The sequence below is a fragment of the Anaerovorax odorimutans DSM 5092 genome (assembly GCF_000426305.1).
GTDB lineage: Bacteria > Bacillota > Clostridia > Peptostreptococcales > Anaerovoracaceae > Anaerovorax > Anaerovorax odorimutans.
On sequence record NZ_AUFC01000043.1, the window covers coordinates 1 to 13,400 of the forward strand.

The following is a 13,400-nucleotide window of genomic DNA, read 5'->3' on the forward strand; positions in this document are numbered from 1 at the left end:
TGATAAGGCACTTTTAAAGTCCCTTTATCTTGCTACACTTCAAGCCACAAAAAAATGGAGCCAGCCACTTAAAAACTGGGGTAAGGTATATGGTGAATTTTCAATTATGTACGAGGAAAGATTCCAATTTTAAAAGCAGCAAAATATGGTAATAAATTACATCTTTATTAAAGATGTTCTTGACATGCTTAGAAAAATTTAATATATTGAAAACAGTTAAGGTCAGCTCAAATGAGCCGACCACATTTAAAATCTTATCATAGAAAGTTAATTTACAGACTTTTTTTCATACACTCTTTTATTTTATGATTTTATTATAGGAAGTATAACGGTAAATATTGTTCCAAGGCCTAATTCACTTTCAATTATTATTTCCCCTTGATGAAGCTTAACAATTTTATATACGATAGGCAGACCCAACCCATTACCTTCTGTATTACGAGATTTATCACATTGATAAAATTTATCGAATATATGTTTTAGATTTTCTTCATCTATACCATAGCCATTATCCATCACCTTAAATTCAATACTATTATCTAAGTTCTTAACTTTAATTTTAACTTTTCCTTTATCTGGAGAAAACTTAATTGCGTTATCAATAAGATTTATCCAGACTTGATTTAAAAGATCTTCATTACCCGTATAATATACATCATCAATATCTATAATCATTTCTAAATTTTTATTAGACCATTTTGATTCAAGCATTAACACGCTACGACGAACTTGTTCTGATAAGTCAAACTTTGATTTATCAGAGATAATATTAAGATTTTCTATGGCTGTTAGAGTTAATACGTTGGTTGCTAGTTCAGCCAGCCTATCGGATTCACTTATGATAATATCTAAATATTCATTTCTTTCTTCTTCTGATAAATCAGGACTCTTTAATATCTTTGCAAAACCTCTAAGAGAAACAATGGGTGTTTTGAATTCATGGGAAAAATTATTTACGAAATCAGAACGAAGCATTTCCAAGCTGCCAAGTTCTTTAGCCATTCTATTAAAGCTATTTGCAAATATATTAAATTCATCAATGGCTGAAACAGGAAGTCTGACACTGAAATCTCCATCAGCCACTTTATTACATGCAGCTACAACTCTACGTATGGGTTTTAGTGGAATTCTGCTTAGTATAGCTGTTAATGTAGTTCCTACAATGGTGCTGCTTATAATCAAAACTAATATTGGACCTAAAATAGATGGCTCTCTTATTTCGTGCAGCAGACCATGCTTGAACAAAAGCACGATAGTAAAACCTATAATGCTCATGGTTATTAGCAGTATTATAAAAACAATAAGTGAAAGCATAATTGCTAAAGCTTTCTTGCCTATTTTGTAACGGATTACTTCCAAAGTTTGTGAGCTAAAATTTAAATTCAAAATACATACACCACCTTTTATCCTTGAATAATGTTATTTTAGCATAGTTTCATTTCATGAGAATAAACAAAAAATATTTTTTATAGTAAATTTTTAGTAATTTTCTCATTTGTTTATGTTGAGTTTCTAATTATATTTTATTGTTATATATGTGATAATGCCAAATTTATGTTATTAGAGTTTCTTATAAAACGCAAACGAGATTATATAAGTTTTGGCACACATTTTAATAATTAACATAAGCAGCAGAAAAATAAGAAGCTTAGAAGAAGGGAGTATATATGAAAATCAAATTAAAAGGCAGAAAGAAGATAATAATCATTGTCGTAATAATTATCATACTTGCTATATTAATTCTGCCAAGATTTCTTAGTGGAAGACAGACAATTTATGAGGGAGCTATACCACCTACAGTGGAAGTTGTAAATCCTAAATCGGGGGATATAGAAGTTGTCAGTTCACTTATAGGAACAGTAGAGCCTTCTGAGGTTGAAGACGTTTATCCTGAAATTTCAGGAGAGGTAACTAGTGTAAAAATTAAAGCCGGTCAGACTATTAAAGCTGGTCAGGTAATATGTACTATAGAGAATAAACAGCTGGAGACAGCAAAAATTAATCTTCAAACAGCACAGATAACATTATCAGATGCAAAAACTACTATGGAGAGGACAGAAGCTCTGTATGAAAATGGAGGTATATCAACACAAGGCTATGAAGATGCAAAAAATGTATTATCAAAGGCACAGTTATCATATGAATCAGCAGAGAATGAATATAATAATCAATCCAGTTACAGTACAATAACAGCATCTACAAGCGGGCTTGTAGAATCCTGCGATGTAGAGGTTTATGATAATGTAAGTCCTCAGACAAAGCTTTGTGTTATTTCAGGAAGTGGTGATAAAATTGTATCCTTTGATGCAACAGAGAGAATAACAAAGAATATGAAGGTTGGAGATAAATTGGTATTAGAAAAGGGAGGAACAAAGTACGAGGGAACTATTAGCGAAATAAGCACCATGGTTGATCAGACGTCGGGCTTATTTAAGGTAAAAGCAAACCTTGATTCTAAAGTAGCTTTGGCAACAGGAACGTCTGCAAAGGTTTATGTTACTTCCGATAAAGTTCAAAATGTAATGACTATACCTGCAAATGCAGTTTATTATGAAAATGGTAAGGCCCTTGTATATACATATGAAAATAAAAAAGCTCATAAGGTATTTATGGAAGTTGGAATATCTGATGACAAAAATATAGAAGTGATTTCAGGTCTAAGCAATGATGATAAAGTTATATCAACATGGAGCTCAGAACTTTATGAGGGGGCATCTGTAAATGTGGCTAACTAAATTTGTTTTAAAAAGACCTGTAACGGCAGTATTGGCTGTTCTATGCCTTTTAGTATTTGGTTTATCTTCAGTGGCTAGTAGTACTTTGGAGCAGACTCCAGAAATGGAAATGCCCATTATGCTAGTAAGTACAGTTTATTCAGGTGCAAGCCCTGATGATATAGATGAGCTTGTGTCACAGCCTATAGAAGATGCCGTAGATACCTTGAGCGGATTGGATAAGGTAACTTCTATTTCTAATGAAAATAGTTCTATGGTATTGATCCAATATGTATATGGTACGGATATGGATGAAGCTTACTTAGACTTGAAAAAGAAAGTAGACGGACTCACGGAAGAATTACCTGATGATGCAGGAACTCCTACTATCATGGAGATAGATATTAATGATTCACCTGTTGTAACCTTGTCGGTAAGTAACAAAGTACAAACGAATCTTTATGATTATGTAGACAAAAAAATTGTACCTGAATTTGAAAAGATAAGCTCTGTAGCCAGCGTTGACATTTCCGGAGGCAGAGCCTCATATATAAAAATTGAATTAAATTCAGAGAAACTAAATCAATATGGGATAACAATGAGTGGTGTATCTCAGGCAATTGCAAGTGGTGATTTTTCGTATCCTGCAGGTAGCACTGAAACCGGAGATTCGGAATATTCAGTTACTACAGGTGCAGATTATGATGATATAGAAAGTTTAAATAAAATTCCAATAAACGTGTCAAATGGAAGTGTAATACAGCTGCAAGATGTTGCTACAGTTTATGAAGCATTGGAAGATCAAAGCAGTATAAGCAGATATAATGGAGAAGATACTATTTCTGTGTCGATTAAAAAACAACAGAGTAGCAGTGCAGTAGAAGTTTCCAATGAAGTAATGAAAGTTGTGGAGCAACTAGAAAAATCAGATGAAAACTTAGATATAATAGTAGTAAGTGATACAAAAGATGACATACTTAGTTCTCTTAGTTCTGTACTTCAAACACTAATACTGGCAGTTATAGTTTCCATGATAATTATTTATCTTTTCTTTGGAGATATAAAAGCTTCTCTGATAGTTGGAAGTTCAATTCCTGTCTCAATATTTGTTGCGTTAATATTGATGAAGCAATTGGGGTTCTCGTTAAATGTAATAACTATGGGAGCATTGGTTCTTGGAGTTGGTATGATGGTAGACAATTCCATAGTTGTGTTGGAAAGCTGTTTTAGATCTATCTCCTCAAGATCTCTAAGTTCAGATGAAGAGCTTGGGTTAGAGGAAGGCAGCGAAAATGGTTTATTAAAAAAAGGTTACAAATCAGCTGCTGTTGATGGAACAAAAACTGTAATTATGTCAATTTTTGGCTCCACAATTACTACCTGTGTTGTATTTTTGCCTTTAGCCTTTTTACAAGGTATGTCAGGACAAATCTTTAAGCCTTTAGGTTTTACAGTTGTATTTTGTATGCTGGCATCGTTTGTATCGGCTATTTCTATTGTACCTCTTTGTTATTATATGTATAGACCACAGGAAAAAACAAAGGCACCTGCACAAAGACCAATAAGAATATTACAAACAAAATATCGTAAAATAATGAGAACAATTTTGCCTAAACGTAAAACGGTCATGCTTGTTTCGGTTGTATTTTTATTGATTGCATTCGTGTTAGCTTCACAGTTAGGTATGGAATTGATGTCAACTATTGATGATGGTACTATTACCGTAACAATAGAAAGTCGACCGGGGTTAAAGTTGGAAAAGGTAGATGGAATATTAAAACAAGCTGAAAAGATTGTGGCTAATGATAAAAATGTAGAATCTTACATGGTTAATTATGGTGGAAGTGGTCTATCCCTAAATGGTAACTCGGAAGCTACTTTAACTGCTTATTTGAAGGATAAGGTAAAAGATCCTGAGAAAGTAATGAATTCTTGGAAGCCTTCAATGAATGTTATCAAGAATTGCAATATCACTTTAGAAGTAGGTTCCAGTATGTCTGATATGCAAATGGGCAGTGGATATGAATTGCTTTTAAATAGTACACAATATGATGATTTAAAAGTAACTTCTGATAAGATTGTTGAAGAACTTATGAAAAGACCTGAAGTTACTAAAGTTCATTCAAGTCTTGAAAATGCTGCTCCTATAGTAAAAATCTCTGTTGATTCTATTAAAGCAAAGGCAGAAGGCTTGTCTCCTATTCAGATAGGACAGAGTGTAAATAATATGTTAAGCGGTATAAAATCTACTACGATGAAGGTCGATGGAGAAGATGTAGATGTAAAAGTTGAATATTCAGAAGGAGAATATGATACTATTGATCAAGTTAAAGGAATCATTCTTTCCAATGGAAATGGCGGATCTGTAGCTTTATCAGATGTGGCAGATATTTATTTTCAGGACAGTCCTAATTCAATAACAAGAGAAGACAAGCAATATCAAGCGACTATAAATGCAGATTATACAGATAAAGCAGGTAAAGATACTAAGACGGTTCTAAACAAGGAAGTAGCTGAGAAATATTTAACAGGAACTGTTTCTATAGGAATAAACTCCATAAATGAGTCTATGAATGATGAATTTGCATCATTGGGCAAGGCTATATTGACTGCAATCTTTCTTGTTTTTGTTGTAATGGCAGCTCAATTTGAATCACCAAGATTTTCATTTATGGTAATGACTACAATACCATTTGCATTAATAGGATCATTTTTGCTGCTATTCTTGATTAATATACCTATAAGTATGACTTCACTGTTAGGATTTCTGATGTTGGTAGGTACGGTAGTAAATAATGGTATTCTATATGTTGATACAGCTACGCAGTTTAGAGAGGAAATGCCTCTTGAAAAAGCATTAATTGAAGCAGGTGTTACTAGAATGAGACCAATATTTATGACTACTTTAACTACTATTGTTTCCATGATGCCAATGGCAATGGCAATTGGTGACGGAGGAAAAATGATGCAGGGTCTTGCACTTGTAAATGTAGGAGGGCTTATTGCATCAACTATACTATCATTAATAATGCTTCCTGTATATTATTCAATAATGTACAGAAAGAAGGTTCGTAAGCAGGATATTCTCCGTGAGAAGGATATGGCTGTGGAAAGTGTTTAAAATAAAAAATTTCTAAATAAATTTATTATAATAATCTATATAAAAGCAGCTTAATATAGCTGCTTTTATACGATTTTATAAATTTTTTTATAGAATAGAAAAAAACCTCCTAGCTAATTACATTTTGTATAAGCTGGGAGGTTATTTTTTTAGATAAATATCTTTAGTTATCTTTATATATTTTTAACGGCTTTGTACCCAAGACCTCTTACTGTTTCTATGGTAAATTCAGGATAATTTTCAAACCTTTTTCTTAATCTATTTATATGCACATTTACTGTATAGTCAGTTGATTCAGAGTCTATTCCCCATATTTCATCCATTAACTGAATTCTTGTAAATATTTTATTTGGATAAGCAAGTAACTTATAGAGCAAATAAAATTCTTTTTGCGGTAATGTTTGAACTTCACTTCCTTTTGTAACAGTCAGAGAATCATAGTCTAAGACAACTTTATCAATAGTCAGTTTATGATCATTCACAATTTGAGCACGCCTTAGAAGTGCTTTAATTCTAAGAAGCATTTCTTCTTCATCCACAGGCTTTGTCATATAGTCATCTGTTCCAACTATGAATCCTTTTCTTTTGTCAGTAGGCATTTGCTTTGCTGTAACCATTAAAATAGGAAGATCATAACTGGAACTTCTCAGCTCTTTTGTAAGTTCATAGCCATTCATATTTGGCATCATAATATCAAGAACAATTAAATCAATATGTTCTGAATCTAAAACTTTTAAAGCTTTAAGTCCGTCAGAGGCAGTAAAGGTAAGATAACCATTAGCGGACAAAACTGCTTTCATTAGTTTTCTTGTATTTGTATCATCTTCTACTATTAAAATTCGAAACATTTTACTACCTCCATTATCATTATTCTATAATAAAAGCTTTATCATACCAACTGTATTATTTGCTTATAATATTTGTGTTAATAATTACAACACAGTATTTGTCGTAGATTAGCATACTAACTATATAATAACTTAGAAATGTTAATTCAATATAAACTTTAGAAAAATTTATTTTTAGTTAATATTTATTTTATATAATATCATACATACAAAACAATTCAATTGACAGTTAATTAATGCAAGTGATGAGTTAAGTAAAATTAAAAGGGGATTAATTTATAAAAGATACCAATATTTATTACAAGGTGTCTTTTTTTATTGTATAATTTTACTAAAAGCAAGTTTATATTAGACCTTAAAATATTAAAACTGATTTCATATAAATTCAAATAAAAAGATATAAGCAGTTTAAATATTATAATAAAAGGGTAAATTAAAAGAATAAATGTTTTTTAGGAGGTAATATATGAAAACAAAGCAGATTGCAAAGGATTTATATTGGGTTGGTAATTTAGATCCAGAGTTAAAAGTCTTTGATATTATTATGTATACAGAATTTGGTACTTCATATAATTCATATCTATTAAAAGGTTCAGAGAAAACTACTCTTTTTGAAACATCAAAAGCAAAATGCTTTGATGAGTATTTAGAAAAAGTTAAAGAAATTGTAGATTTGAATGAGATTGAGTATATAATAGTAGATCATACTGAACCCGATCATACGGGATCAATTGAAATGCTTTTGGAATTAAATCCAAAATTAAAAGTAGTAGGATCTGCTGCTGCAATTAATTTTATGAAGGAAATTTGTAATAAAGATTTTAATAGTATTATTGTAAAAGATGGGGATAAACTTTCACTTGGAAATAAAACTTTAAGATTTATTAGTGCACCAAATTTGCATTGGCCAGACACAATGTATACATACATTGAAGAAGATGGTGTATTAATTACTTGTGATTCTTTTGGTGCCCATTATTCTTCAGAAGGAATAACTAATGATAAAATTGAAAATCAACAAGATTATATGAAGGCTTTAAGATATTATTTTGATAATATTATAGGTCCTTTTAAATCATTTTCATTAGAAGCTATTGAAAAAATTAAAGATTTAGATATTAAAATTATTTGCACAGGTCATGGTCCGGTGTTAACGGAAAATCCAAGAAAAATTGTAGATATTTATAAAGAATGGTCAACTGAGACGAATCCTAATGAGAAAAAAACTGTTGTAATTCCTTATGTTACAGCTTATGGATATACAGGTATGCTTGCAGAAAAAATTGCTGAAGGAATAAAAGCTTCAGGAGACATTGAAGTAAGACTTTATGATTTGGTAACAGATGATGTTCATAAGGCATTAGAAGATTTATATTGGGCAGATGGTATTTTATTTGGTACACCTACTATAGTAGGTGAAGCATTAAAGCCAATTTGGGATATGACGACTTCTATCTTTGCGAAAACTCATGGAGGCAAAATTGCATCAGCCTTTGGTTCTTATGGCTGGAGTGGTGAAGGTGTTCCAAACATTATGCAAAGATTGAAACAGTTAAGAATGAAACTTTATGGAGAAGGATTAAGGATAAAATTTAAACCTAATGAAGCACAGCTTCAAGAGGCCTTTGAATTTGGATATGGGTTTGGTGTTTCTGTATTAGCAGGAAAAATAGTAGAAAATGCAAAACCAAGTAAAGCTAATAAGATGTGGAAATGCTTGGTATGTGGTGAAATTGTACCTGGAGAAGAACCTCCGCAGGCTTGTCCTGTATGTGGTGTTGGACCGGAGCAATTTGTTGAAGTTGAAATCTCTGATATCGAATATAGCTCAGAAAGAGAAGAAAACTTTATCATTGTAGGGAATGGTGCTGCGGGAACTACTGCGGCAGAAGAAATCAGAAAAAGAAATTTGAAATGCAGTATTGAAATCATTTCTGATGAAAATGTAATTGGATATAACAGACCAATGCTTACAAAAGGAATTCTTACAGATATTGATGAAATGAATTTTTATATTAAACCAGCTGAATGGTATGAAGAAAATAACATAAAAGTTACATTAAATACAAAGGTAACTTCAATTGATGATAAAAATAAAAATATAATTCTCTTAAATAAAGAGACAAGAAAATATGATAAATTGATTTTGGCTACAGGAGCTAAATCATTTATTCCTCCAATTAAAGGATCTGATAAAAAAGGAGTATATGCTATCAGAACATTAAATGATATTAATGTTATTCATAAAGAACTTGATAAAGTTGATAGTGTAGCGGTGATTGGCGGAGGTATTCTTGGACTTGAAGCCGCTTGGCAATTTAAAAAATCAGGTAAAGATGTTACTGTAATAGAGAAATCTCAAGGATTGATGGTTAAACAGCTAGATGACAAAGCATCAGCATTATTGAGAGATGCAGCGGAAAAAGTTGGAATCAATGTTTTAACTGGTGCTGGAATTGAGGAAATTACCGGAACGGATAAGGCCACAGGTGTAAAACTATCAAACGGAGTAATTGCAGATGGTCAAATTGTTGTTCTTTCAACCGGAGTAAGGCAAAATACAGATTTAGCTAAAGAAATTGGTGCTGAAGTAGAACGTTCCATTGTAGTTAATGAAAAAATGGAAACAAGCGTTGCTGATATTTATGCTTGTGGAGATTGTGCACAATATGATGGAGCAAACTTTGCTATTTGGAGTCAGGCTATTGAAATGGGTAAAGTTGCAGGAATAAATGCAGTTGGTGATGAATCAAATTATGAAACAGTTATACCTTCAAATGCATTTCAAGGTATGAACATTCAATTATTTGCTTTGGGAGATAACGGTAGAGATCCTGATAAGAAATATAAGAGTTTTGAAATTTTTGATGATGCGAAACATACTTATGAAAAATTATATTTTGTAAATAATAGATTCTGCGGAGGAATTCTTTTGGGCGATGTATCAAAATCAGCTAAATTACTTGAGAGTTTTGAGAATAAAGATCCAATGATAAAATTAATGGATAAATTAAAATAAGGTAAGATAAATAAAATAGAGAAAAAAAGAAACAGTTCACTTAACCAGTGAGCTGTTTTTTTGATTAATATGAGTAATAATACGTTTTTCTTTAGCTGTTTTGTAAGAATTTAACATATAATTTACATTTACTTTATAGATGTTTAACAATAAGTCCATAAACTTTAATTTAAAGCAGTAAAATTAAATGATTAAATCTAATATAGTTTAAAGAAAAAAGGAATAAAGAATGAAAACAAAACTTTTTAGCAAATTAAAAAAAATAAGATTAGCCAAAATAAAATTTAATGAGAAAAAACAAGCAATAAAATTTAAAAAAATTAAATCTAAACTATTAGCGTTAACCCTTGGAATTTTTGTAATTTCACTTAGCTTAATAACAGCAGTAAATAGTATTATAAACTATAATAATAATATGAATACATTGGAGACAGCCTTAAAAGAAACAGCTTTGGTTGCTTCAGATCAAATAGCTGCAAAGATGGAAGGTACAAAGAATTTAATATACCAAATAGCCCAAAGCAATGAATTCAGCTCCGATAATACTAAAGAAGAAGTTTCTAAAAAATTAAATGATGAAGCGTTATTAAACAATTTTGCTTTTATGAACAGAACAGATAAAGCAGGGGTTTCTTATAGTAGTGATATCGATGTTTCTGAGAGAAAATATTTTAATGTATGTAAAAATTCTGGAGAAACTTATATATCAGATCCATTAGTCAGTAAGGACACAAATCAGAAGGTATTTATTATTGCTTCTCCCATTTTCAAAGATGGTGTTTTTGATGGAATTCTTTATGCCGGTTTGAATCAATATATTCTATCGGAGCATGTAAAACAAGTTGGCGTAGGTGAAACGGGGACAACCTATATTCTTGATAAAGAAGGGAACAGGATAGCATCTTATGATTCTAGTATTATTGAAAATAAAAAAAATATTATTGAATCAGTTAAAACTGATAAAAAATTAAAGAAGCTTGCTGAACTGGAATCTGATATGGTTAACGGAAATTCAGGATTTGGAGAATATACAAATAACAATGATAAAAAATTAATGGCGTATGCACCCATAAAAGGAATTAATGGTTGGAGTATAGCAATAGACGTTTCAAAAAAAGAGTTTTTTAAAGCTACCTATATTTCACTTGTGTTTTGTGTAGGAATAGCATTATTGATCCTTGTTATATCAGCCATTATATTCATAAAATTTGCAGAATCCTTATCAACACCTATTAAAGCTATAAATGAAGAAATGCAGCAGTTTGGCAAGGGTAATTTTTCTACTAATTTTAATTTGAAAATGGATTCTACAGAGATAGGACAATTGATATTCTCAATTAGAAATTCAAAAAAGATATTAAAAGAAATCATAAATGATACGTCTGAAGTTTGTAAAGAAATGTCACAAGGAAACTTTGATATACATACAAAAGTAAAATATGTAGGTGAATTTGAAGACATTGAAGCAAATATAAATCAAACGGTTATATCATTAAGCGAAACTTTAAGAAAAATAGATATTTCAGCAGAAGAAGTTTCCTTTGGTTCTGAACAAGTGTCAAGCGGATCACAAGCTTTAGCTAAAGGTTCTACTGAGCAGGCAGCTACATCTGAGAAGTTGTCATCAAATATTACTTCAATATCTGAACAAGTATCAGCAAACGCTAATAATGCAATAAATGCAAACTGTAAATTGGCAAATCTTAGCAAACAAATTAATACAAGTAATGAACATATGAATTATTTAATGAGTGTAATGGTTGAAATAAATGAATCTTCCAATGAGATAGAAAGAATAATTAAAACAATTGAAGATATTGCATTTGAAACAAGTATTTTAGCGTTAAATGCAGCGATAGAAGCAGCAAGAGCAGGGCATGAAGGAAGAGCTTTTTCTGTAGTTGCTGATGAAGTCAGAAATCTTGCTGCAAAAAGTGCTGAGGCAGCAAAGGATACGGAATCATTGATAGAAGGTTCTATTAAGACGGTTGAAAGAGGACTTGAGCTTGCAAAACAAACCCAAAAAGCGTTAGTCGTTGTAGTAGATGAATCTAAAGAAGTTACTGTAACAGTGGAACACATTACGCAAGCATCTAATGAGCAGGCTAAAACATTAAATAATATTACACAAGGTATGGAACAAATTGTTAATGTAGTACAGTCAAATTCTGCCACTTCAGAGGAAGGTGCTGCTGCTGCAGAAGAATTGTCAGGACAAGCACAAATATTAAAAGATTTAATAAGAACGTTTAAATTGAAAAATATAAAGGATATTGATATTAACATAATAGCATCATAAAAAAATGAGACTTAAAGTACTTAAAGGTCTCTTTTTTTTAGTACTGTTGTTTTTGATTTTTAAGAAACTTTTGATCATGTTTAAAAAATTAACATAGAGTTAACATTTAGAAAGCATTAAAATATTTTAAATTACTTAAACACTATGATTTATTGAGTTTATTAAATAAAAAATCTTTTAACATAATATTAATACAGTTTTTATTATATTTTAACAATAATTGTTTAGGATAAATATATAAAATTTATAAAGATCAAGAAGGAGAAAATAATGAAAAAATTTTTATCGATTACTTTAATTATGTTATTAGCTTTTGCAACAATGGCGGGCTGCTCTGCAAAGGGCAATGATTCTGAAGATACAGGAAGTGATGTTAGTGGTACAGTTGTGACAGCAGGCTCAACATCAGTACAGCCTTTATCTGAGGAATTAGCATCAGCATTTATGGACAGTAATCCCGGGATTACAGTAGAAGTACAGGGAGGTGGTTCAGGGCAAGGCGTTAAAGCAATTAAAGAGGCCATCGCTGATCTTGGTGCATTATCAAGAAATGTAAAAGATGAAGAAAAAGAATTTGTAACAAAAGAACATGTAATTGCAAAAGATGGCGTAGCAGTTGTAGTAAATACTGAAACAAAAGTGGATGATCTTAGTCTTGAACAAATTAGAAAAATCTTTACTGGAGAAATTAAAAACTGGAGCGAAGTTGGTGGTGATGATGCTCAGATTGTAGTAGTAACAAGAGAAGAAGGTTCAGGAACAAGAGGAGCTTTTACAGAAATTACAAAAGTGTTATCTAAAAATGATGCAGGAGAAGAAATTGATAATACTACAAAAGATGCATTAGTTCAAGGTTCAACAGGTGCAGTAATGCAAACAGTTGCAACTACTCCAAATACAATCGGATATGTATCTCTTGGATCTTTAAGTGATACTGTAAAGGCATTAAAAGTTGAAGATGTTACTCCTACTTTAGAAACTGTATTATCAGGAGAATATAAAATTTCAAGACCATTTTTATATGTTGAAGGAAGTACACTTTCAGAGGCAGCACAAAAATATTTAGACTTTGTAATGAGTGAAGAAGGACAAAAAATTGTTCAGGACAGTGGTTTTATACCGGTTAAATAAGTTTTTTAAATACACGTAAAAAGATAAAAAAGCCTTTCTGAAAAATCGGAAAGGCTTTTATACAAAGGATGATTAAAACACTGAATTTCTTATATAATGAGACTGTGAAAAAAAGTCTGTAAAATATTAAAACTATATAGCTTTCTATGATAAAATCAAATTATTATAGGAGGCTATTTTTATGGCAAAGAAAAATGTGTACAAAGTTGGTCCATTGACCGAAGGGAAGAAAAACATTATTGCAAGTTTAATTGAAGAGTACGATATC

The 13,400-nt window shown here is 31.1% G+C and carries 7 protein-coding genes and 1 pseudogene; 6 read left to right on the forward strand and 2 right to left on the reverse strand.

The window, feature by feature from the left end:
* A pseudogene (locus tag K292_RS19655) lies at positions 1-133 on the forward strand (IS256 family transposase); the annotation flags it as partial.
* 170 nt (positions 134-303) lie between these two features.
* Here K292_RS19655 and K292_RS0112300 read toward each other — a convergent pair.
* On the reverse strand, positions 304-1,386 hold the full coding sequence (locus K292_RS0112300; protein ID WP_330364993.1) for a sensor histidine kinase: 1,083 nt from the start codon (positions 1,384-1,386) through the stop codon (positions 304-306).
* A gap of 281 nt (positions 1,387-1,667) precedes the next feature.
* Here K292_RS0112300 and K292_RS17125 point away from each other — a divergent pair, with 281 nt between their 5' ends.
* Both K292_RS17125 and K292_RS0112310 read left to right on the forward strand, forming a co-directional pair.
* Entirely contained in the window at positions 1,668-2,735 is a 1,068-nt protein-coding gene (locus K292_RS17125) for an efflux RND transporter periplasmic adaptor subunit (protein WP_037373192.1), read from the forward strand.
* The gene (locus K292_RS0112310; protein ID WP_027400078.1) at positions 2,722-5,835 is read left to right on the forward strand and encodes an efflux RND transporter permease subunit; all 3,114 of its coding nucleotides are present in this window, start codon (positions 2,722-2,724) and stop codon (positions 5,833-5,835) included. Before K292_RS17125 ends, K292_RS0112310 begins: the two co-directional genes overlap by 14 nt.
* Before the next feature lie 173 nt (positions 5,836-6,008).
* On the opposite strand, the gene K292_RS0112315 is transcribed toward K292_RS0112310, so the two are convergent.
* Positions 6,009-6,683 (reverse strand): response regulator transcription factor, encoded by a 675-nt coding sequence (locus tag K292_RS0112315; protein WP_027400079.1) that lies wholly within the window; start codon positions 6,681-6,683, stop codon positions 6,009-6,011.
* 466 nt (positions 6,684-7,149) lie between these two features.
* Here K292_RS0112315 and K292_RS0112320 point away from each other — a divergent pair, with 466 nt between their 5' ends.
* From K292_RS0112320 to K292_RS0112330, 3 genes are all read left to right on the forward strand, one after another.
* Positions 7,150-9,702 carry an FAD-dependent oxidoreductase gene (locus K292_RS0112320; RefSeq protein ID WP_027400080.1) on the forward strand — a complete coding sequence of 851 codons (2,553 nt, stop codon included), beginning with the start codon at positions 7,150-7,152 and terminating at the stop codon, positions 9,700-9,702.
* A gap of 229 nt (positions 9,703-9,931) precedes the next feature.
* On the forward strand, positions 9,932-12,001 hold the full coding sequence (locus K292_RS0112325) for a methyl-accepting chemotaxis protein (protein WP_027400081.1): 2,070 nt from the start codon (positions 9,932-9,934) through the stop codon (positions 11,999-12,001).
* A gap of 270 nt (positions 12,002-12,271) precedes the next feature.
* Entirely contained in the window at positions 12,272-13,132 is an 861-nt protein-coding gene (locus K292_RS0112330) for a phosphate ABC transporter substrate-binding protein (protein WP_027400082.1), read from the forward strand.
* Positions 13,133-13,400: the final 268 nt, after the last annotated feature.